Raw genomic sequence first — 25085 nt, forward strand, 5'->3', positions numbered from 1 at the left:
GCCGCAGGTTCAAATCCTGCCCCCGCAACCAATAATCCCTGTGATCCCAAGAGCCCCCACCGCGGGGCCTTTTGCGTTCCTGAACGCCATACACACTCTGAACGACGGGGATCATCTACATCCGGGCCTTCGATGGCTTCGGCGGTCTCCCCAAACGACAAATGCTTCGCTTTTACGCGCATGTCATCGGAGACCGATGCATGGCGTTCTCTTATTCACTCCGGTAGAGCATCGTCCGCGTCGCCGAGCTTCCCGTCTGCTTTCTCCTTCAGGGTATCGGCCTGTTCTTCCAGCCGCCCGATCAGTCTTCTGAGTTCCTTGTCGTCGAGATTCTCTATTCCGACAAAGGAATTCTTCGCATGGCTGCTCAGGATGAGTTCGTCGAGTTTGGCTTGCAATGCTCGTCCATCTCGGTTCTGCGAATTTTGAAGAACGAAGACCATCAGGAAGGTTATGATGGTGGTCGCGGTGTTGACGATGAGCTGCCAGGTTTCCGAATAGTCGAAGATTGGCCCGCTGATTGCCCACACGACGATAAGAGCCGCGGCGGTGGTAAACACGATCGGCTTGCCGGTCCATTCGGCGATGACGCCGGCAAAACTCTCGAAGATCCCTTGCTTGTTCCTTCTTTTTGACATCGCCCAATCTCCGGCTTGAACCATTGTTGAACGCAGGAGCGGTCGGAAAGGTCCCGCGTGCGCGGATGCCCGATCAGGGAGGAGGCTCAGTATCGCTTTCTCATTCCTCGAAAACGGGGACTTCCTCCCGTATCTCCTCTGAAGTACCCAATCCTTTCGTTCTTGAAACGGCTTAGCCATCCGCCGGGCGTTTTCATGAGCCCGAGCTTACTTCAAAAATGGATTATTTGAATGCTGCGCGGTCAACGGCAAATGCTTGCTATCTTCACGGCTCGATCGTTCCGATCCGCTTGTGACACGAGAAATGAAGAGGTGCTGCTTTGTGACTTTCTGGAGGCTTCGATGGCCGCGCTGGCAGGCGCCAACCTCGTGTCGAGCCGGTTCCTCCAGGGAAAGGAATGCCTATGGGCAATAGGAATTCCTTCCCCGAAGAGTAGCGGCAGCCGCCTCGTGGCAACAGACCAGCGATTTCAGCCAGCCTGCAAGCCCGCAGCGACGTCTTCGTCCTACCGTCCACCAGAAAGAGCGTTTACCGATTCGACCCGGCAGCCGAGCAAAACGGTCAGCTAATCGATGTGTGGAGGGGACGCCGCCGAGATCGAATGGCCGTTCCATAGGGATCGACGGCGCAGCGAGGAAGGTAAGGGGAAGCTATCCGGCCGTGGTGATCAGCAGGTTGTAACGTCGGCTATCCATCATTTCCTGCTTCAGGATGACCCTGTCCAATCCGTACATGATGTATTTTTCCCGCCCGGCTCCCATGACATTCTCGATCTCCGCCAGATCGGCGGTATCGACCTCCGGCCGGACATGCCGGACGAGCTGCATGGATTGATTGAACATTTCACCGAGATGGGAAGGGTCCAAGAGGTTGTACTTGATCCTTATGAAGCTGACCCGCCGCCCCGCCCCCCTGATCTGCAGGAAGATCGAGTTCGACGTGTCCGCAAAGGCGGTGGTTGCCGTGCATTCCCAGGCACCCCCGCTCGCCGGTGTAAAGACGGGATCGGCAGAGGGGCTGATCGATTTCAGGCCGAGGCAGGTTTCTTCGGGAGTGCGGTCAGGTGCCATCGGTAAAATGCGCACCGCATCAGAGGCCGCAAACGAGCGGGCGAGGATGGCCGGTCGGGCGGAAGAGCTCTTCGCCCGGCCTGTTTTCACAACGGTCGTCTCCTGCCTTGGGGCAAGATCGATGTTCAGCATGGCGGCGATCCTCATGAGGTTGCGTCCGCCATTGGCGAGCAGGACGGTTGCCGTAACTGGAATCGTGAAGACAAGGAAGAAAACCAGGAACGGTGTCCAGGCCGGTTTCCGTGGTTTGCTCGGGCTATGCGCCAATGGTTCAGGCGTCATTCTGGGAACCGCTCGATTGTCTGCCGGCCAAACTCCGGTCGGGCGATGCATGACCTTGCCCAAGGCGCATGCCGTGAGCCTTGTTTCATGACGGATGGAGCAGGGAGGGCACGCCCTCCGCAATCTTAAGCACCGAAAGCTTACCAGAAAGATACGCCCCTGTGTCGATGCCAATGCGCGAAGGTCCGAAATCCGGTTCCGAAACGGGAGAGTGACCGTGGATGACGGTGAGCGGCAACTGCGGTCCGGTGGCGAGGAAAGGCTCGCGGATCCAGAGCATGTCCTCGTCGGTCTGCTCTTGCAGGGGAACGCCCGGGCGAACCCCTGCATGTACGAAGAGATAAGGGCCGACACGCAGGCTGATGGGCAAAATCTCGATCAGGGACAAATGCCGTGCGGGAATAGCCTGCGAGAGGACACGGGCCACCTCTTCCGGCCGGCCCCGGCCCCGCGTCAGCAACTCGTCGATATCGATGCCGTAGGAAAGCATTGTCTGGCGGCCGCCGAAGTCTAGCCAGTCCAGATGGTTCATCGGATCCCTGGCGAAGGCGGCGAAGATCGAATCGTGATTGCCGCACAGCGGCAGCCTGCGCATCCGCTTGTCTTGATTGGGGCCGCTCAGATGATTGAGAACGCCGGCGGATTGTGGCCCCCGGTCGACGTAATCGCCGAGATAGATGACGAGACCCGGCGTTTCACTTGCGAGTATGTCCTCGCGAATGCGCTCTTCCGCGGAAAGAAGTTCGTCGAGGCAGCCATGCACGTCCCCTATCGCATAAAGCGTGTAGGGCGGTAGGGCCTCGCCGAGGTCGATGCGCCGACGGCGGATGGCTGGCGCTTCCTCCTTCGGCGGAGTTCCGAAGAGTGATCTCCAGATACTAAGCATTCACTCAGAAATCCCTGTTTGACCGAACCCTGCGACGCGTCCCGTTAAATCCGGCATATCGCAGTGGAACCTCCTGCACCGCGGAGATGGCAATTCCGCGGACATGGAAACGAAGCGAGCCGATTCCGCCGTCGTAAGGTCGAAGACGCGAAAGGAAAGCTCTGACAGAGGATGCAGGCTTCGGCAACCCGGCACGGCGCAGGAAGATGCGTGCATCGGCCGTCGTGTGGAAAGGCCATCCGGTAAATGCGCAATGAATCGAACCGGAAACAGACCGACCTCGGCTTTTCGCGAGGATCGGTCCGGTCGCGTCAGCCTCGAGATCTTGGCGTCATCATGCCGTATGCTCTGTGTAGGAAGGGTCAGGCGAGCATCTCGAGAATCGAGTTGCGCACGTAACCGCGCAGTCTCTCCGCGCTTGCGGCAACGTCATCGGATGGCTTGGCCGGATCGAGCTTCCGGTTGAGGAGGCTTTCGAGTTCCTGCTTGTTTTCGGCCACGTAGATGCCCTCGCGCCGGCGAAGCTGGGAAACGGTCGCAAGTTGATGATCGTTGCGATGTTCGCCCAGGGACGATAGCCGCGGCATCAGCACGATCGGCTTGGCATATTTGTAGGCTTTCAGCACCGTGCCGATCCCGGCATGGGAAACGATGACCGAGCAAGCCTTCAGCCTGCTGTCGAAATCCGACGCCTCGACCGTCGAACTCCACTCCATGTTTTTCGGAACATAGGTGCCGACTCCGGTCTGGGCGAAGACATCGTGCTCGAGTGAAGGCGCGAGCTCATCGATCATGCGGATCAGCCGGTCGAAGGGAAGTTGGGTGCCGACGGTGACGACGATCATAGCAGCGCTCCATGATAGCTCGGACCTGTCGTATCGCTCAGATGCTCCCATTGCGTCAGCCATTTGTCGGAAAGATAGCGGGCTATTTTCCCGGACATGGATAGCTTTTCAACATTCGCGAAACTGTCGATCCAAATCGTCTTGGCACCGATGAGCTTGCCGAAGGCAATGCAGATGATTCCCGGGGCCGCGCCGGTGGAAATGATTACCTTGGGACGACGGGAAAAGACGATGCGCGCGCATTGGCTGATACAGGTGAGGGTAAGGAGTGGACGATTGCGGTTGCAATCGGCAACCACATGACCGTCAATTTTTCCCGCCTGCTTGAGCAGTTCTGCCTTTGTGGTCACGAAGACCGGCGACATGTCTTCGAAGGCTTCCGATACGAGCAGCAATTGCTGCCAGTGACCTCCGCTGGATGCGACCGCAAGAATGGTGTTCTTCATGCTCGTAACCCATGATTGGTTGATGTTGAAATCCCGGAAGGACACACTTGGCATCCTGCAAGGAGCCGGCGTGCAAAAACCCGCATGACAGGATGACGACCGGGGTGCACAGATAGGCGAGCGACGCTCTGGATGGAGATACGCGATAAGCCCTCCGAAACTGTTGCTCGAATCAATCGCAAAAGATCGGCCTTTTTGGGGTTATTGAAATCGGTGCGATCATTCATCGGGAAACCCACCGCGTCGCGGAAAACCGCAGCCGACCAGCCTTTCGCGCTGAACGGCTTGGGCCCCGCGGCGTTTTGCGGTTGCGGCATGTCGATGGTAACCCTCATCGTCCACTCTTTACAAAGCGAGTTACTCTCACGGCGCGTGAAGCGACCGTTTACCGTCAGGCTTTCCGAATTTTATACTAACTTTTGTTTCTCATGGATTGGGGCTTGTCAATATGTTGCGTTGCAATATCATCTTTCATGTGAGTGCCGAAATCAGGATGTCGATAAGGTAATTTATTGATTTTACTGATTTTTATTGGATGTGATGCCGAATTGGCCGTTGCGTGAATGCTCACGATAATAGTGTTGCAATCCCAAAAAAGGACGTTGGCGCAGGTTGTGTCCGGACTATATTTGCTGCGTCGCAGTTGATCGGGGGCTGTGCGAAAAAGAGGCAGGCGCGGCATGGAAACGGTGCGGAGTTTCCTCAGGGGTGCCATGCGAAAGGCGGTCACAATGCACCGCTTCGAGATGGGAGAAGATGTCGGGTTTTTGTTTGGCAGAACCGGCTGAATAATGGAATGCGGCGGATATATTCGGGGCGAGTGAATGCGAACAAGTGAAAGACGTCTTGCTGCGGAACCGGATAGGAAAACGGTATCGAGATCGCGGTTCACGTTTTTCCTGACAGGCGTTTTCTGGTTCAGCATCGCTGTCTGCCTCTTGAACTATGGCGCCAACGATCCGATTACCGTCGCCATGGGGACGGGGCTCGTTTATATCCTTCTTCTCTTGACGGCGATCTCGGCCGGTATTTCCGAAAATGCCCGTTTGCCGTTGTCGATCTGCCTTCTCGTGCTCCTGGCAATTCTAGCGTGGGTGTTGTTTCAGATCGCGCCATTGCCGGAAGGTTGGCCGATCCATCCCGCCTGGCTCGAAGTCCGCAAGTTGAACCCGGAGATATCAGGAAGTATCTCGGTGACGCCTGGCGACGATCTCGGCGCCTATCTCAAAATTGCTCTGCCGTTCGGGGCCTTCATGCTGTCGCTGCTCCTCTTTGGAACGGATCGGCTCGCCGAACGTGCATTGAGGCTCTATGGCATCGTTGGAGGTGTCGTCGCAATCTTTTCGATCATCCAGTTCGTCTTCTGGCCGAAGACACTGCTCTTTGTCGAAAAGGCCGCTTATCTGGACAGCCTTACCGGCTTCTTCGTCAATCGTAATACCGCCGCCACGTTCTTCGGGATCGTCTCCCTTCTGTTGTTTGCTCTGTTGTGGCGCTCGACCAAGGACGTGCAATTCCGGCGTCTCTTCGCTGCCCTTCTTCAACCCGGGCAACAGTGGCACAAAGGCAGCGTATCAGGATGGTCGAACCTGATCTATGCCCTGCTGTTTGTGATGACCCTCCTCGCATTGGTCATGACCAAGTCGCGTGCGGGCGTTGGCGCGACCTTTGTCAGCCTATCCTTGCTGGGTATTCTGTTGGGGGCGACCCGCTACAGCCGCATGGGTACAGCAGGATTTACCCGTCGACCGGAAGGACGGTTGCTGAGGCGTCTGTGGCTCTTTGCTGGCCTGCCTTTGGTGTTTCTGGCCATTCTTGGGGTGATCGGCGGAAATGTTGTGTTGCGCGCCGATGTTCGCGGCGCGGAGGATCCGCGATTCTGCGCTCTGCCAGGGATCGCCGCGAGCGTGAGGGATCATTTCCCATGGGGGGGCGGTCTTGCCTCCTTCCAGGAGATATTTCCCGCCTATCGCAATCCTTCATGCGGTGTGTTCGGTGTTTGGGACAAGGCACACAATGTCTATCTTGAAGGCACGCTTGGCCTCGGAATCATGTTTCCGATCGCTTTGGTCATTGTCGTTGCAAGTCTGGTTTATATATTCGTTCGAGGAATCCGCGAGCGTCGCGAATACAGGTTTGCGGGATGTCTTGGACTGGCGACGCTACTGCTCGTCGCCCTGCATTCTGCGGTGGATTTTTCGCTGCAGATTCCGGGCTTTGCCCTGGCGTTTTCTCTGATGCTCGCGCCGCTTGTGACCATATCTCTCGGCAAATCCCAGAGCACAGTTCCGCATTCCGCGTCCTCGCGTCGCGGGATGCGACGAAAGCGGAGTGCGTCCGGCGCTGCAAATCCGCCCGTTGCGGAACCTAGCCTTTTGCGAGGGGGCTGATGTGGCGCGTGTAATACCAGCCGGGTGAGTCGGCGTTGATCAGATTCTCGTACATGGAACGCGGAGCGACCAGAGACTTTGTTTCGCCGGTGCGAAGTTGAATATAAAGCAGGTGAGACCGGTCGTCATAAGACGCCGAAGCAATGAGGCGTGACTTGACTTCTGTCTTTTCCATCGACACTCCCATTTCGCCAAAAAAAGGGGTTCGTTTTCGCTAGGGTGCAAAGCACCCCCGGCTTTCCTCCAGAAGCAGCATCAGTCTCCATGGTTTACGATAGGTTGTCAATTGTCGGCGGCACCCTGCTCGTGCCTTACCTTCATGAAACTATTGAAGATACGATTCCACCCGAAAAGCGGGCGATTGGCTTTTCGGTAGGCTGCGTTATTTCGCTCCCGCAAGCCCTATCATATAGTTGTTCTTGCTCCAGTCGAAAGCAGACGCTGTGGTGCGCAATTGCGTCGTCAAGCCAGGGTCGCTAACGGAAAAATGTTGGCTGAGGGGCAGCATCCATTCCGACATCGCCCTTTCCTTCATCTGCTCCATTCCTGTCCGTTTCGCGATCAGTTCCGGCTGCTCGAAAGCGGCGACCGAAAATCGCGCGGTGGCCGCAAGACGTTGTTCAGACACATCGGAGAGCGCCCGGTTGTTCTTATCGGCCAGCACCACCAGGATTGTCAGCGCCTTCATGGCGAAGCTCTGGTAGCTGAGAGCCCTGCCGCCGCGCGCGAGTTCCATTGGAAAGCTGCCGTCGGTGTCGCTTTCCGCAAGGCCGGTCTGCAGGACGTTCATGGCCCAGTCGAATTTGCGTTCATCCTGCGTAAGCGCTGCCGCAAGCCCGACAGCCGAAGCTCCCCAATACCGGGTATTGGCATTTCGATCGAGCCATTGGTCTTTCTTGGGGCGAGGCGGGGAAGGGGGCGTAAATTCGGAGACGATCGCGTCGCCGAGTTGATCGAGCCAGCCTTCTACCAGCTTCCGCTGGTCTGTTGTCGGTGCACCCAGCTGGAAAGCGACCGCATAGGCATCGGTGAAGGTCTTCATATTGAATACTGTAATCAGGATTGCCTGTCTGCGCCCCTTTGGATCGTTGTCGTCGAGATTGCCGAGCAGCGCATGCGCTTTGGCCCAAACCGCAAGTTGGCGCATAATGCAGGGACCGATTCGCCCACGGTCGCCAGGGGAATTTATGGCACGCCGGATCATGAGTTTTAGAGACGCCGCGGCATCGTCGATCGGTTTGTTGCGTTTGACATAGGCCGCCATCGCTTCCTTATCGACGACGGACTGGGTCGGTCCGGGCTTGTAGAAGGTACCGATATTCGACATGTCCACCATCGGCGGAACAGGTTTGCTGCAGACGAAGGGTTCGTCGTACCGTTCGGACGTGGGAGGAATTTCAGAAAGCACGAGCGGATAGCGTAAGTCGCCGGCATGGGAAGGGATAGCCGTCGACCAGAGGGACAGCCCGATCGCGCATGCCGCAAACCTCCGCAGGAACCTGCCAAACTTCGAAGAGGCTGTTTTCACTCGATTCGCCCTTTTGCTTGACGTGGAAAGACCTTGGACTTCCGGATCGTTTCGTCGGCAGCATAGTGTCGAAACGAGACATTATCTTGTCAAGCAATGAAGAGAGCGCCTCTTTGCTGCATATCAGGAAGGACGCCGATGACCCGCGTTTTCCGCGTCCTCTTGTTCGTTGGCCCGCTCATGAGGGCTCCAGCCCGATCCTGCCCAGAATTGGACGAGGCTCCGAAAGCGGTCACTTACGACCGATATCGTACCACTGGCGCGGGTTTTCACCCGACTGGATCTTGAGCAGACGCAAGTCGGTTTTGCGCCATTCCTTGATGGTGTTGGTCCGATTGTCGAGGATGAGATCGCCATCCGACGTCGCAACCGCAAGCACGGCATGGCCTTCGCCGTCGAAGGTTCGTGCAACCACGAGGCGCAATGCCTGGGCCGGCCAACCGGCGTCAATGAGGTGGCGACGCTTGGTCAGGGCGAAATCTTCGCAGTCCCCGGCCGCTCCCCCGATTTTCCATTCGTCGTTGCCGGCCTCGTCGCTCTGCGGTCGTATCGACCGGTTTGTCACCCGATTGATGCGCTGCAACTCCAGTTTCTTGGCGGGGGTGAGGTCAACGATATCGTTTCCCCGATTTCCGGCCTGACAATCGTCAGGATTCTGCACGCAGAAACGGACATGGGCGTAGGGCGCCAGCGTCGGTCGGCTGACAGCTATAAGCTGTATTGCCCGGTTTCGACCCAAGTCTTTCGTCAGGCCGCCGAGTGGAACTGCGTAAGAGTAAGATGCAAAACCGGCAGAAATTATCACTGCGAGTCCGACGGACAGCGCTTTGCTATAAAACATGTTCTTCCCCGTCTCTTTTACACTTGTTCAGTGCCCTTCATTGGGGAGACATTACAGAAATTGAATTTAATCCGGCTTAAGTCGATTGATGGCATTTTACGTTTTTTGCAGTTCCTAAGTGGACTCAATGCTGCACTGCGTATAAAGTCCCACCCAAATGGGGTACTGTGAGCATCCGCACCGTTCGGCGCTGCGGTGCAACGGTAATGTTTTCGCATTGCAGACGCGAAAAATGCATGTTTCTTGAGTGAGGGGATTGAACTTGAAGCTTTTCGCCGCCGGCCTGCTTTTGTCTACGTCAGTTGTTGCTCTTACAGGATGTACGGCCACGTCAAGCTCTGGTCCAACTGGCCGGGCAGTGGAAGAAAAGGCAACGGTCAAGGTGACCGATGCATCGTCCAAGCGGTCTGTCGGTATCGACTACGCCTTGGTGGATATAAATAAGGCTCTGCTTGCCTATGCTTCCGATACGACGACGGAAGCGGGTTTGGGTAGCCTTGGCAATTCGCGAGGTGGTCCGCCGAGCCTTCCGCTCGGAGCGGGCGACATCGTTCAGGTCGCAGTCTTCGAATCCCAGGCGGGCGGCCTCTTCATTCCTGCGGATGCGGGCAGCCGTCCCGGTAACTATGTAACCTTGCCCGAACAGACCATCGGGCGCGATGGCACGATCAGCGTACCTTATGCCGGCCGTGTCCGCGCTGCCGGTCGTCAGGTCGAGGATGTTCAGGCGGAAGTCGAGGACTTGCTGTCCAGCAAGGCGATCGAGCCGCAGGTCGTGATTACCAAGGTCAGCAGCAAGTCGGCTCAGGTGGCCGTTTTGGGTGATGTCAACGACCCGATGAAGGTTCAGCTTACTGATGCGGGCGAGCGTGTTCTCGATGCGATCTCCGAGGCCGGCGGTCTGAGTACGCCGAATGCGGAAACCTACGTCACCGTGCAGCGCCGCGGTCGTACCGCCCGCATACGTTTCGACAAACTTCTCGCGAACCCGGCCGAAAACATCTACGTCGCGCCCGGCGACACCATTATTGCCGAGCGCGAGCGCCGGACCTTCCTGGCCTTCGGTGCGACCGGCACGAACGGCAGGTTCGATTTCGAGGAAGAGAACCTGACGCTCGGCGAAGGCCTGGGCAAGGCGGGCGGCCTATTGGATTCCCGCGCGAATCCGGCACAGGTCCTGCTTTATCGTCAGGCGCCTCGCAAGCTGCTCGTCAATCTTGGTGTTGACGTTTCAAGATTCAAGGGTGACGAGATCCCGGTTGTCTTCAGGGCGGATCTGCGTGATCCGGCGGCGCTCTTCGCCGTCCAGAAGTTCCCGATGCAGGACAAGGACGTTCTCTACATCTCGAACTCCGACTCGGTTGAAATCATCAAGTTCCTCAACCTTGTCAATTCGATCTCCTCGACAGCTTCCGGCGTAAGTTCGGACGTAGTTTCGACAAGAGACGCGATTGAAGACCTCTAAGATGACAAAATTGCAGGATTAACTGAAAAAGAGTTTTGCTGTTGCTCGATGATGTTCCTGAAATATAAGAACAGCGCGAGCAAAAATAAGGAGCAAAGACGTGATGGACATGAAGACTGGCAAGTTTCTACTTTTCGCATTGGCGGGTGCCTGTGCAGTTCCCGTCACTGCTGGTGTCTCCTTCGCACAAGAGGCGTCGCAGCCGGCACCCCTTGGGGTCAGGCAGGGAGGTCCCTTGTCTCAGGCCGAAGTTCAGGCCTTCCTGAACGCGCCGCAATCCCTGCTGGTCGACACGATTTCGCCGGCCTCGCTGTCGCTGCAGGTTCGCGGTCTCGCGATTTCCAGTGAGGAAACGCTCGCGCCGCTGCTGGCACTGGTGTCCTCGGCCAACAACGAACAGATCGGCAGCATTGCCGCCGGTCTTGCGCGGGCTGTCCGCGTTTTGAGCGCGAGTACCGATCCGACTGACCTCGCCTATGCGGCGCGCATCCAGGAGGAGGCCGCAAAGGTCACGAATACGATTTTCCAGGCGGCGTTCGCCGGTGCGACCGGTGAAGTCGAGACTGCGGCGCTTGGAGCGGGGGCTGCGGGTGGTGACGACGGTGGCGCGGGAGCTCTGGGAGGCACTGGCGGTGGCGCAGGTGGCACCGGCGGTGGCACGGGTGCAGCCGCAACGCCGACATCGCAGGCGGGCGGGACATCGTTCTCGGGCGCATCCGGTGGCTTTTTTGCAAGTTCGGGAGGGGGCGGAACCACGACGACCGTCGTGAGCCCGAGCGGACTTTAAGTAATTCCGTCCAACAACTGGTCGAGGCGAGATCGTGCAGCTTTTGAACCGTGAACTATACGGTGAGTCAGTCGTCAACGGATCTCCGCGAGAGCATGATTCGGAAGTTATCGATGTCGAGGCCGTGTTTTCCATCGTGCGGCGACAATGGATTGTCGTCGCAGCCTGCATGGCGGCCGGGCTTCTTTTGGGCATCGTTTATCTGCTTTCGGCAGTGCCGCTCTATACCTCCCAGGTCAGCGTACTGATCGACCGCAACAACAAGCAGTTTGCCGATCAGCTCACCCTGGGCGGCGGCGTTATGGACGATGAGGGTTCCGTTCTCAGCCAGGTCGAGCTTCTGAAGTCACAGACCATTGCCCTTTCGGTGGTCGACAAGCTGAAGCTGGTCGACGACCCGCAGTTCAACGCGTCGTTCAAGTCTTTGTATAAGACGCTGTACCGGACGGTGGTCGGTATCGTGAACGTGTCCGAGTGGTTCTCTTCCGATGAGAAAGGCGCGGATGTCGATCTGGAACAGCGCAAGCTCGATGCCGCAGCCGGCGTCCGAAGCAATATAGCCGTGACACGCGTCGGCAGATCCTATGTGCTGACCGTCGAATATGTTTCGCCTTTCCCGGATCTTTCCGCCAGGGTCGCCAATGCAATCGGCGAGGCCTATCTCGAAGACAGCCTGAACTCAAAGTACGACGCAACGCGGCGGGCAAGCAACTGGCTTCTCGAGCGTATCGCGGAGCTTCGCCAGCAGGCCCTTGATACAGACCTTGCGGTCCAGAAATTCAAGAGTGCCAACGGCCTCGTGACGGCAGGCAATCAGCTGGTTTCCGATCAACAGCTCGCCGAGCTGAACAGCGCTCTGATTGTTGCACAGTCGGATGTCGCCAAGTCCCAGGCAAAGCTTCAGCGTATTGAGGAGATCATCGCCTCGGGCCAGACCGACGCCATCGTGACCGATGTGCTGGACAGCAGCATTTCCAACGAATTGCGGACGAAATACCTCAATGCCTCCAAGCTCGAGGCGCAGATTTCCGCCAAGCTCGGACCTCGCCACGTCCAGGCCGTCAGGCTGCGGGCGGAAATGGAGGAATACAAGCGGCTGATGTTTGATGAGCTCAATCGTATCGCGCAGAGTTATCGAAGCGAGGTTGAAGTTGCTCAGGCCCGCGAGAAGACCCTGGCGGCGAGTGTGGCTGACGCCACGGGGGTCAGTGCGAGCGCGAACGAAACCATGGTTCAGTTGCGCGAACTCGAGCGCGAAGCCGAGACCTATCGCAATCTCTATCAGACATTCCTGCAGCGCTACCAGGAAGCCGTACAGCAGCAGTCGTTCCCGCTGACGGATGCCCGAATCATCACGCGTGCTGCGGTTGCCACCCGACCGAGCCATCCGAAAAAGATCGTGGTGCTGGCAGGTTTTCTGGCTCTGGGCCTTTTTGCAGGCGCCAGTATCGGTGCCGTCAGGGAGTTCAGGGATCGCTTCTTCCGGGTTGGCGATCAGATTCGCTCGACGCTTGGTCTGGAATTCCTGGGTACCGCGCCGCTGATGGCGAACGACGACAACTCCCGCTACCTGTCCGAGCCGGGCAACGATCCGCGGGCGGTGGCGAAGTTCGGTCCGATTTACGACTATGTCGTGGATCATCCGCTGTCTTCCTTTGCGGAGACCCTTCGCAACAGCAAGATCGCCGTCGATCTGGCCTGCGCTGCAAAGAAGACGAAAGTCATCGGCATCGTTTCGACGCTGCCGGGCGAAGGCAAGTCCACGATTGCCGTCAATTTCGCCGAGCTTCTCGCGGCTCAGGGAGCGAGAACCACACTGATCGATGCCGACTTGCGTAACCCGGGCGCAACCCGGGCTCTCGCGCAGCATGCACAGAGCGGCATTCTCGAGGCTATCCTCGGCAGTCAGGATCTCGACCGTCTTTGCCTGGTGAATCCGCGAACCGGATTGCGGTTCCTGCCTGCCGTCATCAAGCAGCGTGTGCCGCATTCATCGGAGCTTCTGAATTCTCCCGGCATGAAGGCCATTCTTTCGCGGCTTTCGGAGAGCAACGATTACATCATCGTGGATCTGCCGCCGCTCGCGCCGGTCGTCGATGCACGCGCCTTCGCAGGCATGGTCGATGCATTCCTTCTGGTGGTGGAATGGGGCAAGGTCAGCAGGCGCCTTGTCCGCCAGTCCGTGGAAGCCGATAGCTACCTGTTCAACAAGTGCGTGGGCGTCATCCTCAACAAGGTCGACCAGGGCAAGCAGAAGCTCTATCAGAAATACGGTTCCTCGGAGTATTACTACCGCTCGTACTCTAAGTATTACAATGAGAATATATAGGCGTCTCCGGATAAACGACGCCATAGGCCTTCTTCTGATTTGTGTAGCCCTGGCGGTGATGCTTATCGCATTCATGAACTTGCGCCAGCGGCTTTACTTCACGGAAATCGGCCGCGTTGCGGGTCGCGTCGAAAGCGGAATTCCGGTCGGCGAAGACCGTATTTCACGCGCCGGGAACACCGCGGATGCCGTGGGCGGGCAGGGCGTGTGCCTGTCTGATGTCGTAAAGTCGGGTTTGACCGTTGAACTGAGACGGCTCGATGGGATCGACCAGATAAGGGACTTTCCGCAATGGGTGGAAATCGCAAACCGCACGGATGCATATCTGCTGCACGCTGTGTCATGTCTTCCGACCAATGGCAATTTCTGGCTGCGGATGGCCATGGTGCGGCAGGCCATCGCCGAAGTTCCGACCTCGCTTGAACATTTCATGCGGTTGTCGCAGCTTTATGCGCCCGCGGAAGCGGATGTCCTGCGTGCCCGTCTTCTGTTGCTCGGCCGTCTTTCCCCCATCGGTCTTTCGGCGCTTGCCCCAATCTGGAAGGCCGACGTGAAGGTGGCTTGCAGCCAACGCTTTTCCTGGAGTGTCAAAGGTCTCCCGCCCGCGCGACCGGAAGTCCGCTCCTACCTCGCCGAAATCGCTGGCGATGCAGATGGTTCCAGGCTTCCCTGGTGCCGGCCATAAAGCGGCACGCTGGCCGGTTCGAGTATCCAGCAAGAACGTAAATCGGGTTTGCCTTAGGAATAGCGCAAAATCAAACAGATAGAATATCGAAGTGGTCCCGCTTTCCTGGGGTGGCGCTTCCAGAAGGCCGCCGCGGTGAGCGCGTGATTAGCCGGCCGCTTCGAGCTGGGGAAGAAGGTTTCGGAGGTCGCTTCCGTCAACCACGCATTCCACCTCACGGGTGGCCGCCTCCGGCCTGACGACGCGACATTCCACATGCGGGCTGCGCAGGGCATTGTCGAGGGCCTTGAATGCTTTGAGGCCACAGGCTTGCCGCAAGCCTTCGCCGGTTACGCAGATCCTGCCTCGCTCCACCGGCGTCACACCCGCGAGCCGGAAATCCGATCCGTCATAACGGAATGTGCTGTTATCGATTACATGGAGCCGTCGCGTCGCCTGGAGTTTCAGCGGATAGGGGTCGGTCGCCGGTGCGATGCGCTCATATGTTTGGGCCGACCGATCGATACGGACCGGAACTTGCGTCCAGACCACTTCGGAACGTATGTCGAGCCGACGGTTCGACGATGTCTCTTGCGCCCATCCGGAAGAGAGGGCAATTCCCGCAGTCACCAGCAGGATCGCTGCTGCGAGTCTGGCAAGGAGATCAAGCAAGGCAAGCATTGTAATATCCCGATGACGATAATGGCATCGATACAATGCGGCCGGTTCATACGCGGTTCCGAAGATCGCTCTAATTTAAGTGATCCGGCACATTACACGACGGCGTTGGCTGCGCGCGAATACAGCCATTCTTGGCCCAATCGAACTGAAGCATTTCCCGTATTGTCGGTTACTTGCGATGACAGTCCGCGACAAGGCAAGGATAAGGGACCCGCAAGCAAGCCGGCGGCCTTAGATGGACCCTGACCGCAAAGGAAGCGCTCAGTCGCTTTCCCGGCGGTGAGATGACTCCGTCTTACTCGCAATCCTCGGACCAGGTTCGCTGCTCGCCCCGGAACGTACAGGGGCTGTTGCCCTGTCTTGTATTCTGGCGGTAGTAATCCCGTCTTGCCCGCTGGGAATCCTTGCCTGCGCAACGGTCGGGCATGCGCTGGCAATCGATATAGTTCTTGTCGCTGACGCGCGGATTACGCGGTTCAGCGGCTTGTGTCGGAACCGCCGCAGAAACGACGAGAGCGGTTGAAAGAACAAGCGCTAAAAGTTTCATCGGCTCCCCCTGACATTCCTGTTCTTCTTTATATGGGAGGTCAACGCGGCATTTCCATGATGTTTCTTGTTCCCCGCCGGTCGGTTCTTCATGGAAGATATCCCCTTCGAAACGGCTGGGAGGGGGTGCCTGAGCGATCGTGTCGCTTACGGAGCGGAGGAAGATCTAAAAAAGCGCGCGCTGAAGAGCTGCGCGGATATCGCCGGTCATCAAATTTCCCACGAAATTAATGGAATTTGGACGATATGAAACGTTTAAGAAAACTGCGCGATGACGGAAATTTGGCCAAGATGGAGCAAAACTGCGGCAGAATCTCTCTTTACATCGTTTTTTTTACCGATAAGAAAAAGGCCAGAGCGCCTGCCGGGCGCGACTGGTCTGCGAAGAACAGTTGTCAAATCGCGACCAGGTCCGGCCCGGCGAGGCTTTCGCCTTCGTGGGCGTTTCCACGAACAGAACGGCGCTGCGCAGATATTGGGGTGCGTTGCGTCAGACAGAAACCGGTGGAACCGGCGCGGCCGGATTTCGCCAATGGGAGAACATCAATGAAATTGAAGATTGGCTTTGCTGCGGCTCTGCTCGCGGCCACATTCCTTTCTACCGCCGCCAGCGCCAAGACCTTCGTGTACTGCTCCGAAGGCTCGCCGGAAGGCTTCGACCCGGGTCTCTACACCGCCGGCACGACCTTTGATGCCTCGGCTCATCCGGTCTACAGCCGTCTGCTCGAATTCGAGCCGGGCACGACCAATCCGGTTGCCGGCCTCGCAGAAAGCTGGACCGTTTCCGAGGACGGCAAGGAATACCTCTTCAAGCTGCGTCCTGGCGTGAAGTTCCAGACCACCGATTTCTTCACTCCGACCCGCGAACTGAACGCTGACGACGTCGTTTTCTCGATCGAGCGCCAGATCAAGGCTGACCATCCTTGGCACCAGTACGTCCCGGGCACGTCCTGGGAATATGCTGCCGGCATGGGCTTCCCGGAACTCATCAAGTCCGTCGAGAAGGTCGATGACCTCACGGTCAAGTTCGTCCTCAACCGTGCTGAAGCTCCGTTCCTCGCCAACGTCGCCATGCCGTTCGCTTCGATCATGTCGAAGGAATATGCCGACAAGCTCGACGCCGAAGGCAAGAAGGAACAGTTGAACCAGATGCCGGTCGGCACTGGCCCGTTCATCTTCGTCGGCTACCAGCAGGATGCCGTCATCCGCTACAAGAAGAACGCCGACTACTGGGGCGGCGCTCCGAAGATCGACGATCTCGTCTTCGCAATCACCACCGACGCTGCCGTTCGCTATCAGAAGCTGAAGGCCGGTGAATGCCACCTGATGCCGTTCCCGAACGCTGCCGACGTTGAATCCATGAAGGCCGATCCGAACCTAAAGGTCATGGAACAGGAAGGCCTGAACGTTGCCTACCTCGCCTACAACACCACGCAGTCGCCCTTCGACAAGGTCGAAGTCCGCAAGGCGCTGAACAAGGCGATCAACAAGAAGGCAATCGTCGACGCCGTGTTCCAGGGCATGGCCACCCCGGCGAAGAACCCGATCCCGCCGACAATGTGGTCCTATAACGACAAGATCGAAGACGACACCTACGACCTCGATGCAGCCAAGAAGATGCTTGAGGAAGCCGGCGTCAAGGATCTGTCGATGAAGATCTGGGCCATGCCGGTGTCGCGTCCCTACATGCTGAACGCCCGCCGCGCGGCCGAAATCATGCAGGACGACTTCGCCAAGATCGGCGTCAAGGTCGAGATCGTCTCTTATGAATGGGCTGAATATCTCGACCGTTCCAAGGCCAAGGATCGCGATGGCGCGGCCATGCTCGGCTGGACCGGCGACAATGGTGACCCGGACAACTTCCTCGACACCCTGCTCGGCTGCGAAGCCGTCGGCGGCAATAACCGCGCCCAGTGGTGCAACCCGGAGTTCGACGCCCTCGTGAAGAAGGCCAAGGTCACCTCGGACAAGGCTGAGCGCACCAAGCTCTACGAAGAGGCTCAGGTCATCTTCAAGCGCGAAGCGCCGTGGGCAACGCTTGACCACTCCCTGTCCGTCGTTCCGATGCGCAAGGATGTCTCCGGCTTCGTCCAGAGCCCGCTCGGCGACTTCACCTTCGAAAACGTCGACATCGCCGAGTAATCGTCAGGATTGAACGGATCACCGCGGAAGCCACGCGCTTCCGCGGTGATTGCATGACAGCCCGGCGGTTGTTACCGTCGAGCCGGAGCTTCCGGAACGCAGTTGCTGCTTCCCGAGCAAGATCGGCCAGAGATCGGCCGACGATTACAGACCTCCAAGAAAAACATAAGCGGGTCCCTCATGTTTGGCTTTCTCCTGCGGCGGCTTGCCGTCCTCATCCCGACATTCATCGGGGTATCGATCATAGCCTTCGCCTTCATCCGGCTGCTTCCGGGCGATCCGGTCGCTCTGCTGTCCGGCGAACGTGTCATGTCGCCCGAGCGGCATGCCCAGATCAGCGCCCAGCTCGGCCTCGACCGGCCCCTGGTCATCCAGTATCTCGATTATCTGGGCGGCGTGCTGACCGGTGATTTCGGCTCCTCCATCGTCTCCAAGTCTCCGATCCTCGACCAGTTCATGTCGCTGTTTCCGGCAACGGTCGAGCTCTCCTTCTGTGCGATCATCATCGCGATCGTCCTCGGCATACCGGCTGGCGTCATCGCAGCGATCAAGCGGGGTTCGGTTTTCGACCAGTCGATGATGGGTGTGGCCCTCGTCGGCTATTCCATGCCGATCTTCTGGTGGGGCCTGCTGCTCATCATCCTGTTCTCCGGAATATTGCAATGGACCCCGGTGTCGGGCCGCATCTCGCTGATGTATTTCTTCCCCCCGGTAACGGGCTTCATGCTGATCGACTCGCTGTTGTCGGGCCAGAAGGGTGCTTTTTCGTCCGCGCTCAGCCATCTGGTCCTGCCTTCGATCGTGCTTGCTACCATCCCGCTCGCCGTCATCGCCCGCCAAACGCGCTCGGCCATGCTCGAAGTGCTCTCGGAAGACTATATCCGCACGGCTCGCGCCAAGGGTCTTTCGCCCTTCCGGGTCATCGGCCTGCACGCCCTGCGGAACGCAATGATCCCGGTCATCACCACGATCGGCCTGCAGATCGGCGTCATGCTCGCCGGCGCCATCCTGACCGAGACGATCTTCTCCTGGCCGGGCATCGGCAAGTGGATGGTCGATAGCGTCTTCCGTCGCGACTATCCGGTGATCCAGGGCGGCCTTCTTCTGATCGCCGGCATCATCATGGTCGTCAATCTCATTGTTGATCTGCTTTACGGCCTGATCAACCCGCGTATCCGCCACTAAGAGGTGAAAAACTCCATGGCTGAGACAACTCAAGGCCAGACGGTCTCAAGCGCGGCGATGCGCCGCCAGATGCTGGCCGAATTCTGGTTCTATTTCTCCGAAAATCGCGGGGCGGTGATCGGGCTCGTCGTCTTCATCGCGCTCGTGCTGGTCGCGATCCTTGCGCCGCTGGTCGCGCCCCATTCCCCGTTCGAACAGTATCGCGACGCGATTCTCCTTCCGCCGTCGTGGGTCGAAGGCGGCAACACCGCCTATTTGCTCGGTACGGATCCTGTCGGTCGCGACATTCTTTCCCGCCTGATCTACGGTGCCCAATATTCGCTCTTCATCGGTGTCTTCGTCACCACGTTGTCGCTGACCGGCGGCATTCTCGTCGGCCTGATCGCCGGCTACTACCGCGGCTGGATCGATACCGTCATCATGCGCCTGATGGACATCATCCTAGCCTTCCCATCGTTGCTTCTCGCCCTGGTGCTGGTCGCTATCCTCGGGCCGAGCCTGACCAACGGCATGATTGCCATCGCGCTCACCCTTCAGCCGCATTTCGTGCGCCTCACCCGCGCGGCAGTCATGGCGGAGAAGAGCCGCGACTACGTGACCGCCGCCCGCCTTGCGGGCGCCGGCCCTTTCCGGCTGATGTTCCGCACCATCCTGCCGAACTGTACCGCGCCGCTGATCGTTCAGGCGACGCTGTCCTTCTCCAACGCGATCCTCGATGCCGCTGCCCTCGGCTTTCTCGGCATGGGCGCTCAGCCGCCGGCTCCGGAATGGGGAACCATGCTCGCTGAAGCCCGCGAATTCATCCTGCGTGCCTGGTGGGTGGTCACCTTCCCCGGTCTTGCCATCCTCATCACCGTTCTCGCCATCAACCTGATGGGCGACGGTCTGCGCGATGCGCTCGATCCGAAACTGAAGAGGTCCTGACATGGCGCTTCTCGATATTCAGAACCTGACCGTCGAATTCGAAACGGCCTCTGGCTGGTTCAAGGCGGTCGATGGCGTATCACTTTCGGTGGAAGCCGGCGAAGTGCTGGCGATCGTCGGTGAATCAGGCTCCGGCAAGTCGGTCTCGATGCTCGCCGTCATGGGCCTTCTACCCTGGACGGCGAAGATTACCGCCGACAGCATGCTCTTTCAGGGCAAGGACATCATGCGCATTTCGCCCGCCGAACGGCGCAAGCTGATCGGCAAAGACATCGCCATGATCTTCCAGGAACCGGTGGCAAGCCTCAATCCCTGCTTCACCGTGGGTTTCCAGATCGAGGAAGTTCTGCGCATTCATATGGGCCTCGGCAAGACCGCCCGTCGCGAGCGCGCCATCGAGCTTTTCCGGCTGGTCGGCTTGCCCGATCCGGCCGAGCGGCTCAATCACTTCCCGCACCAGATGTCCGGTGGCCAGTGCCAGCGCGTGATGATCGCCATGGCGATCGCCTGCGATCCGAAGCTTCTGATCGCCGACGAGCCGACCACCGCGCTCGACGTGACCATCCAGAAACAGATCCTCGACCTCCTGATGGACCTGCAGGCAAAGAACGGCATGGGCCTCATTATGATTACCCATGACATGGGCGTCGTGGCCGAGACCGCCGACCGTGTGATTGTGCAGTACAAGGGCCGCAAGATGGAAGAGGCCGACGTGCTCTCGCTCTTCGAAGCGCCGAAGAACGCCTATACGCGCGCTCTTCTTTCCGCCTTGCCGGAGAACGCGACCGGGGATCGTCTGACGACCGTTTCCGACTTCCTCGCAGGTTCGGCAGCAGGAGAAAACACATGAGCGATACGACCGCGACACAACCGCCGATGCTCGAGATCCGTAATATCAAGCGCGATTACCACGTGCCGACCGGCCTCTTCAAACCGGAGAAGGTCGTGCATGCCGTCAAGGGCGTGTCTTTCAAGCTGGAAACCGGCAAGACGCTTGCCATCGTCGGCGAAAGCGGCTGCGGCAAGTCCACGCTCGCCCGCATCCTGACCTTCATCGACGAGCCGACATCGGGCGAACTCCTGATTGAGGGAAAGCCGGTCGACACCCGTCCGGGTCATCTTACGGCGGAAATGCGCCAGAAGGTGCAGATCGTCTTCCAGAACCCCTATGGATCGCTCAACCCACGCCAGAAGATCGGCGACGTTCTCGGCGAGCCGCTGGCGATCAACACGAACATGGCCGCTGCCGAACGTCGCGAGCGGGCGACGGAAATGCTGGTGAAAGTCGGCCTTGGACCGGAACACTACAATCGCTATCCGCACATGTTCTCCGGCGGCCAGCGTCAGCGTATCGCCATTGCCCGCGCGCTGATGCTGAATCCGAAGCTGCTTGTGCTGGACGAGCCGGTTTCCGCCCTCGACCTTTCGGTACAGGCACAGGTGCTGAACCTGCTGGCGGATCTTCAGGACGAGTTCGGCCTGACCTATGTCTTCATCAGCCACGATCTCTCGGTTGTGCGCTACATCGCGGACGAGGTGATGGTGATGTATTACGGCGAGGCAGTCGAATATGGCAGCCGCGACGAAGTCTTCTCAGATCCGAAGCACGACTATACCCGGACATTGTTTGCCGCGACGCCGCGCGCCGACGTCGAATCGATTCGCGCCCGCATTGCTGCAAAGAAGACGGGAACAAAGGTGGCCTGATCGGGTCTCCGCACGATAGCGGCGTAGACTACAGGCCGGCGCGAAAGCGCCGGCCTTTTTCTTGGCCAGCGCTTATGCCGTAGAGCCCGTAATCACTGATGAGCCTATTGCTGGATTTTCGTTTTTCCGTAGGATGAAGAAAAACGAAAAAGAAAAGCGAATGGGAGGGATCGTCATGTTGCTTACCCCGCGTCAGGCGGAAATCGTAGCGCTCGCCAAGGAACAGGGCCGCGTTCTGGTCGATGAACTCGCCACCCGTTTTTCCGTCACGCCCCAGACGATCCGCAAGGATTTGAATGACCTCTGCGACGGTCGGGCGCTGACGCGCATTCATGGCGGCGCGATCTTCCCGAGTGGCAACGAAAACGTCAAATACGAGGCGCGGCGGTCGATTGCCGCTTCCGAAAAACAGGCGATCGGCAGGGCCGCAGCCGCCCTCATTCCCGACAACTCCTCGCTTTTCATCAATATCGGTACGACGACGGAAGCCGTGGGCGAAGCGCTCACCGACCACCGCGAACTCATGGTCATCACCAATAACATCAACGTTGCCAATCGCTTGAGGGTGTTCCCCTCGATCGAGGTGGTGATTGCCGGTGGTGTTGTCCGTGGCTCCGACGGCGGCATCGTCGGTGAGGCGGCGGTCGATTTCATTCGGCAGTTCAAGGTGGATTTCGCCGTCATCGGCGTGTCGGCAATCGATGGAGACGGCGCGCTTCTTGATTTCGACTTTCGCGAGGTAAAGGTGGCCCAGGCCATCATGGCCAATGCCCGGCATGTCATATTGGTGAGCGATTCCAGCAAGTTCGAGCGTACTGCTCCGGTGCGCATCGGCCATCTTTCACAGGTCCATACCTTCATCACCGATCGCTGTCCACTGGATGCGATACGGACGATCTGCGTCGAAAACGGCGTTAATCTCATCGAGACTGCACCATGAAGTACACCCCCGCAAGGGATCGATAAATCTTCGTTTGACATTCGATTTGATTTCGAATTAGATAAACATACTTTCGCATTTGCAAAAATTTGTGCAATGCGAAATAGGGTGGGGAAAAGAATGTCAGGCGATACGGTTTTCGATCTGTTTGTGATCGGTGGCGGCATCAACGGTTGCGGCATTGCCCGCGATGCTGTTGGTCGTGGCTACTCCGTGGCGCTCGCCGAAATGAACGATTTCGCCTCCGGCACCTCGTCAGGCGCGACCAAGCTCATTCATGGCGGCCTTCGTTATCTCGAATACTACGAATTTCGGCTTGTGCGCGAGGCGCTTATGGAGCGTGAGGTGCTTTGGGCAATGGCGCCGCATATCATCTGGCCCATGCGCTTCGTCCTGCCTTTCCAGAAGGGCGGCATTCGCCCCGCATGGCTCATCCGGCTCGGACTTTTCCTTTACGATCATCTGGGTGGACGCAAGCTTCTGCCGCCGACGAAGACGCTCGATCTTCGGCGCGATGTCGCCGGCAAGCCGCTGAAGCCGCTGTTTTCGCGTGCTTTCGAATATTCCGACGGCTGGGTCGATGACGCGCGCATGGTCGTGTTGAATGCCCGTGATGCCGCTGATCGCGGTGCCACTATCCTCAGCCGTTCAAAGGTCGTGTCGGCGCGCCGGGACGGCGACGTCTGGGTGGTCGATGTCCGCAACGAACAGACCGGAGCCGTGACGACCTTCCGGTCTCGCATGCTGGTCAATGCCGCGGGTCCCTGGGTGGATCAGGTGCTGGCCGGCGCTTTCGGGCGCAACAACGTGCACAATGTCCGTCTCGTGCAGGGCAGCCATATCGTGGTGCGCAAGAAGTTCTCCGACCCGCGCGCCTATTTCTTTCAGAATCCGGATAACCGCATCATCTTCGCGATCCCTTATGAAAAGGAATTCACGCTGATCGGGACAACGGATCGCGACTATTCGGGCGATCCTAAAAGTGTGAAGATCAGCGACGAAGAGGTCACCTATCTGTGCAATGCGGCAAGCGAGTATTTTGCCGAACCGGTGCGTCCCGAAGATATCGTCTGGACTTATTCGGCGGTGCGCCCGCTTTATGACGACGGCGCCTCCAAGGCCCAGGAGGCGACCCGTGATTATGTGTTGAAGCTGGATGGAGACAGGGCCGGCCCGCCCCTGCTCAATGTCTTCGGCGGCAAGCTGACGACCTATCGGCGACTGGCCGAGCACGCGCTGGAAAAGATCGGCGAGGCCATCGGTGTGAAGGGTTCTTCCTGGACAGCCGGAAGCCGGCTTCCGGGTGGTGATTTCGGGCCGACTGGCTACGAGGCGGAAGTTGCCAAGCTTGCGAAGCACGCCCCTTTCCTGTCACGACCGCACGCCGAGCGGCTCGTCCGCTGTTACGGGACGCTGGCGAATTCCATTATCGGCCACGCATCGCGGCCGGAGGATCTGGGTAGGTTTTTTGGCGGCACGCTCTACGAAGCGGAAGTTCGCTGGCTGATCGATAGGGAATGGGCGCGCACGGCAGACGATGTGCTGTGGCGGCGCACGAAACAGGGATTGTTCCTGACGGCCGTGGAGGCCGCGGAACTTGAGGAATATATGGCAGGCGCTGTCGTTCACTGACGCGCCCGGCCGGACTTGTTCATATCTATCGCCGACGGTTGGAGGAGGCCCGAGGAAAAAATGCTCGAATTGCGCAATGTGTCGAAGATGGCGGGTGGCGAATTCCATATTCGCCCGACCGATCTGACGTTACGGCGGGGTACGCTGAACGTCCTGCTCGGGCCGACGCTCTCCGGCAAGACCTCGCTGATGCGCCTCATGGCTGGCCTCGACAAGCCGACCGAGGGCGCGATCCATTTCGACGGCGAGGACGTGACCGGCGTCCCGGTGCAGAAGCGCAACGTTGCCATGGTATATCAGCAGTTTATCAACTATCCGGCGCTGACCGTCTATGAAAACATCGCCTCGCCGATGCGGATTGCCGGAAAGGACCACGCGACCATTGATCGCGAAGTGCGCAAGGCGGCCGACCTCCTCAAGCTCACGCCCTATCTTGATCGTACGCCGCTCAATCTTTCCGGCGGCCAGCAGCAGCGTACGGCGCTGGCGCGGGCGATCGTCAAGAAGGCCAATCTGGTCCTGCTCGACGAGCCGCTGGCAAACCTCGATTACAAACTGCGCGAGGAACTGCGCGAAGAACTGCCCAAGATTTTCGCCGAATCCGGCGCGATCTTCGTCTACGCCACCACGGAACCCTCCGAGGCGCTGCTGCTTGGCGGCAATACGGCCACGCTCAGCGAAGGCCGCATCACCCAGTTCGGTCCGACGATCGAGGTCTATCGCCATCCGGTCGATCTCCTCACGGCAAAAACCTTCGCCGATCCGCCGCTGAACACCATTCAGGCCGTCAAGGCCGATGGCGTATTTCGCGTCGGCGAACAGGCCGCGCTTCCGGTGCCTCCGCATTTGCTCGATGTTGCGAACGGTCCGGTTACGATTGCATTCCAGCCGCACCATCTGGCGCTTCGCCGCCAGCATGACGCTGTCGCCAGAGTGAGCGCCCGTACCCTGATCTCCGAGATAGCCGGCTCGGAAAGCTTTATTCACCTCGAATTCGCTGGCGCCCGCTGGGTCATGCTCGCTCATGGCATCCATGACATCGAGCCGGATCGGGAAATCGAGGTCTATGTCGATGCGCGCCATCTGATGGCGTTCGATGGCGAGGGTCGCGCGCTTGGCGCGCCGGCCTCCGAGGCGGTGTGAGGAGGTACGGGAT

Annotated in this window: 23 protein-coding genes; 13 read left to right on the forward strand and 10 right to left on the reverse strand. The window is 58.6% G+C overall.

The window, feature by feature from the left end; genetic code table 11:
- Window positions 1-215: 215 nt before the first annotated feature.
- The 6 genes from J5N58_RS24855 to J5N58_RS24880 all read right to left on the reverse strand — a co-directional run bounded on the left by J5N58_RS24855 (window position 216) and on the right by J5N58_RS24880 (window position 5093).
- Window positions 216-638 (reverse strand): low affinity iron permease family protein, encoded by a 423-nt coding sequence (locus J5N58_RS24855; RefSeq protein WP_244712539.1) that lies wholly within the window; start codon window positions 636-638, stop codon window positions 216-218.
- 651 nt (window positions 639-1289) lie between these two features.
- Window positions 1290-1991: a DUF6030 family protein gene (locus J5N58_RS24860; protein ID WP_113467472.1), complete on the reverse strand. Its 702-nt coding sequence runs from the start codon at window positions 1989-1991 to the stop codon at window positions 1290-1292.
- Window positions 1992-2076: 85 nt separating this feature from the next.
- Entirely contained in the window at window positions 2077-2877 is an 801-nt protein-coding gene (locus J5N58_RS24865; RefSeq protein WP_112830008.1) for a metallophosphoesterase family protein, read from the reverse strand.
- 362 nt (window positions 2878-3239) lie between these two features.
- Window positions 3240-3722, reverse strand: coding sequence for a glycosyltransferase (locus J5N58_RS24870; protein ID WP_112830007.1), 483 nt, complete (start codon window positions 3720-3722; stop codon window positions 3240-3242).
- Window positions 3719-4213 carry a glycosyltransferase family protein gene (locus J5N58_RS24875; RefSeq protein ID WP_244712537.1) on the reverse strand — a complete coding sequence of 165 codons (495 nt, stop codon included), beginning with the start codon at window positions 4211-4213 and terminating at the stop codon, window positions 3719-3721. The genes J5N58_RS24870 and J5N58_RS24875 overlap by 4 nt, the downstream gene beginning before the upstream one ends.
- Window positions 4214-4580: 367 nt before the next feature.
- On the reverse strand, window positions 4581-5093 hold the full coding sequence (locus tag J5N58_RS24880; RefSeq protein ID WP_244712535.1) for a hypothetical protein: 513 nt from the start codon (window positions 5091-5093) through the stop codon (window positions 4581-4583).
- Window positions 5094-5106: 13 nt separating this feature from the next.
- On the opposite strand from J5N58_RS24880, the gene J5N58_RS24885 reads away from it, so the two are divergent.
- Window positions 5107-6558, forward strand: coding sequence for an O-antigen ligase family protein (locus tag J5N58_RS24885; RefSeq protein ID WP_244712525.1), 1452 nt, complete (start codon window positions 5107-5109; stop codon window positions 6556-6558).
- Here the strand turns inward: J5N58_RS24885 and J5N58_RS24890 are convergent.
- The 3 genes from J5N58_RS24890 to J5N58_RS24900 form a co-directional block, all read right to left on the reverse strand.
- The gene (locus tag J5N58_RS24890) at window positions 6536-6733 is read right to left on the reverse strand and encodes a KTSC domain-containing protein (RefSeq protein WP_162708287.1); all 198 of its coding nucleotides are present in this window, start codon (window positions 6731-6733) and stop codon (window positions 6536-6538) included. The two genes, J5N58_RS24885 and J5N58_RS24890, sit on opposite strands and share 23 nt — an antisense overlap.
- 207 nt (window positions 6734-6940) lie before the next feature.
- Window positions 6941-7822 (reverse strand): alginate lyase family protein, encoded by an 882-nt coding sequence (locus J5N58_RS24895; RefSeq protein WP_244712523.1) that lies wholly within the window; start codon window positions 7820-7822, stop codon window positions 6941-6943.
- A 496-nt stretch (window positions 7823-8318) separates the two neighbouring features.
- The gene (locus tag J5N58_RS24900) at window positions 8319-8927 is read right to left on the reverse strand and encodes a transglutaminase-like cysteine peptidase (RefSeq protein WP_112830003.1); all 609 of its coding nucleotides are present in this window, start codon (window positions 8925-8927) and stop codon (window positions 8319-8321) included.
- Window positions 8928-9309: 382 nt separating this feature from the next.
- Between J5N58_RS24900 and J5N58_RS24905 the strand changes: the two genes are divergently transcribed.
- From J5N58_RS24905 to J5N58_RS24920, 4 genes are all read left to right on the forward strand, one after another.
- Entirely contained in the window at window positions 9310-10392 is a 1083-nt protein-coding gene (locus J5N58_RS24905; RefSeq protein ID WP_244712521.1) for a polysaccharide biosynthesis/export family protein, read from the forward strand.
- A 103-nt stretch (window positions 10393-10495) separates the two neighbouring features.
- The gene (locus tag J5N58_RS24910; RefSeq protein WP_162708285.1) at window positions 10496-11179 is read left to right on the forward strand and encodes a hypothetical protein; all 684 of its coding nucleotides are present in this window, start codon (window positions 10496-10498) and stop codon (window positions 11177-11179) included.
- A gap of 43 nt (window positions 11180-11222) precedes the next feature.
- Window positions 11223-13508 carry a polysaccharide biosynthesis tyrosine autokinase gene (locus tag J5N58_RS24915; RefSeq protein ID WP_112830024.1) on the forward strand — a complete coding sequence of 762 codons (2286 nt, stop codon included), beginning with the start codon at window positions 11223-11225 and terminating at the stop codon, window positions 13506-13508.
- Between the two features lie 58 nt (window positions 13509-13566).
- Entirely contained in the window at window positions 13567-14193 is a 627-nt protein-coding gene (locus tag J5N58_RS24920; protein ID WP_112830000.1) for a hypothetical protein, read from the forward strand.
- 147 nt (window positions 14194-14340) lie between these two features.
- Here the strand turns inward: J5N58_RS24920 and J5N58_RS24925 are convergent, their stop codons facing one another.
- A complete protein-coding gene (locus tag J5N58_RS24925) occupies window positions 14341-14853 on the reverse strand; it encodes a thermonuclease family protein (protein ID WP_244712518.1) in 513 nt (170 codons plus the stop codon).
- Between the two features lie 1092 nt (window positions 14854-15945).
- Here J5N58_RS24925 and J5N58_RS24930 point away from each other — a divergent pair.
- The 8 genes from J5N58_RS24930 (at window position 15946) to J5N58_RS24965 (ending at window position 25072) form a co-directional block, all read left to right on the forward strand.
- Complete coding sequence (locus J5N58_RS24930) at window positions 15946-17541, forward strand: ABC transporter substrate-binding protein (protein WP_113467476.1); 1596 nt, start codon at window positions 15946-15948, stop codon at window positions 17539-17541.
- A gap of 180 nt (window positions 17542-17721) precedes the next feature.
- Complete coding sequence (locus tag J5N58_RS24935; RefSeq protein ID WP_113340516.1) at window positions 17722-18726, forward strand: ABC transporter permease subunit; 1005 nt, start codon at window positions 17722-17724, stop codon at window positions 18724-18726.
- Window positions 18727-18741: 15 nt separating this feature from the next.
- Window positions 18742-19650 (forward strand): ABC transporter permease subunit, encoded by a 909-nt coding sequence (locus J5N58_RS24940; protein ID WP_244712516.1) that lies wholly within the window; start codon window positions 18742-18744, stop codon window positions 19648-19650.
- A gap of 1 nt (window position 19651) precedes the next feature.
- Window positions 19652-20500, forward strand: coding sequence for an ABC transporter ATP-binding protein (locus J5N58_RS24945; RefSeq protein ID WP_113467478.1), 849 nt, complete (start codon window positions 19652-19654; stop codon window positions 20498-20500).
- A complete protein-coding gene (locus J5N58_RS24950) occupies window positions 20497-21357 on the forward strand; it encodes a dipeptide ABC transporter ATP-binding protein (protein WP_113443729.1) in 861 nt (286 codons plus the stop codon). Before J5N58_RS24945 ends, J5N58_RS24950 begins: the two co-directional genes overlap by 4 nt.
- A gap of 175 nt (window positions 21358-21532) precedes the next feature.
- Window positions 21533-22297: a DeoR/GlpR family DNA-binding transcription regulator gene (locus J5N58_RS24955; RefSeq protein ID WP_112830023.1), complete on the forward strand. Its 765-nt coding sequence runs from the start codon at window positions 21533-21535 to the stop codon at window positions 22295-22297.
- A gap of 120 nt (window positions 22298-22417) precedes the next feature.
- A complete protein-coding gene (locus J5N58_RS24960) occupies window positions 22418-23929 on the forward strand; it encodes a glycerol-3-phosphate dehydrogenase (RefSeq protein ID WP_112829992.1) in 1512 nt (503 codons plus the stop codon).
- Between the two features lie 60 nt (window positions 23930-23989).
- Window positions 23990-25072 (forward strand): ABC transporter ATP-binding protein, encoded by a 1083-nt coding sequence (locus tag J5N58_RS24965; RefSeq protein ID WP_112829991.1) that lies wholly within the window; start codon window positions 23990-23992, stop codon window positions 25070-25072.
- Window positions 25073-25085: the final 13 nt, after the last annotated feature.

This window comes from Paenirhizobium cremeum (assembly GCF_022884085.1).
In the GTDB taxonomy this organism is placed as follows: Bacteria; Pseudomonadota; Alphaproteobacteria; order Rhizobiales; family Rhizobiaceae; genus Allorhizobium; species Allorhizobium cremeum.

Bases quoted from the DNA above. Each gene is read 5' to 3' on its own strand.
- J5N58_RS24855 (WP_244712539.1), bottom strand. From the start codon at position 638: ATGTCAAAAAGAAGGAACAAGCAAGGGATCTTCGAGAGTTTTGCCGGC.
- J5N58_RS24860 (WP_113467472.1), bottom strand. From the start codon at position 1,991: ATGACGCCTGAACCATTGGCGCATAGCCCGAGCAAACCACGGAAACCG.
- J5N58_RS24865 (WP_112830008.1), bottom strand. From the start codon at position 2,877: ATGCTTAGTATCTGGAGATCACTCTTCGGAACTCCGCCGAAGGAGGAA.
- J5N58_RS24870 (WP_112830007.1), bottom strand. From the start codon at position 3,722: ATGATCGTCGTCACCGTCGGCACCCAACTTCCCTTCGACCGGCTGATC.
- J5N58_RS24880 (WP_244712535.1), bottom strand. From the start codon at position 5,093: ATGCTGAACCAGAAAACGCCTGTCAGGAAAAACGTGAACCGCGATCTC.
- J5N58_RS24890 (WP_162708287.1), bottom strand. From the start codon at position 6,733: ATGGAAAAGACAGAAGTCAAGTCACGCCTCATTGCTTCGGCGTCTTAT.
- J5N58_RS24895 (WP_244712523.1), bottom strand. From the start codon at position 7,822: ATGGCGGCCTATGTCAAACGCAACAAACCGATCGACGATGCCGCGGCG.
- J5N58_RS24900 (WP_112830003.1), bottom strand. From the start codon at position 8,927: ATGTTTTATAGCAAAGCGCTGTCCGTCGGACTCGCAGTGATAATTTCT.
- J5N58_RS24910 (WP_162708285.1), top strand. From the start codon at position 10,496: ATGGACATGAAGACTGGCAAGTTTCTACTTTTCGCATTGGCGGGTGCC.
- J5N58_RS24920 (WP_112830000.1), top strand. From the start codon at position 13,567: ATGCTTATCGCATTCATGAACTTGCGCCAGCGGCTTTACTTCACGGAA.
- J5N58_RS24925 (WP_244712518.1), bottom strand. From the start codon at position 14,853: ATGCTTGCCTTGCTTGATCTCCTTGCCAGACTCGCAGCAGCGATCCTG.
- J5N58_RS24930 (WP_113467476.1), top strand. From the start codon at position 15,946: ATGAAATTGAAGATTGGCTTTGCTGCGGCTCTGCTCGCGGCCACATTC.
- J5N58_RS24935 (WP_113340516.1), top strand. From the start codon at position 17,722: ATGTTTGGCTTTCTCCTGCGGCGGCTTGCCGTCCTCATCCCGACATTC.
- J5N58_RS24940 (WP_244712516.1), top strand. From the start codon at position 18,742: ATGGCTGAGACAACTCAAGGCCAGACGGTCTCAAGCGCGGCGATGCGC.
- J5N58_RS24945 (WP_113467478.1), top strand. From the start codon at position 19,652: ATGGCGCTTCTCGATATTCAGAACCTGACCGTCGAATTCGAAACGGCC.
- J5N58_RS24950 (WP_113443729.1), top strand. From the start codon at position 20,497: ATGAGCGATACGACCGCGACACAACCGCCGATGCTCGAGATCCGTAAT.
- J5N58_RS24955 (WP_112830023.1), top strand. From the start codon at position 21,533: ATGTTGCTTACCCCGCGTCAGGCGGAAATCGTAGCGCTCGCCAAGGAA.
- J5N58_RS24960 (WP_112829992.1), top strand. From the start codon at position 22,418: ATGTCAGGCGATACGGTTTTCGATCTGTTTGTGATCGGTGGCGGCATC.
- J5N58_RS24965 (WP_112829991.1), top strand. From the start codon at position 23,990: ATGCTCGAATTGCGCAATGTGTCGAAGATGGCGGGTGGCGAATTCCAT.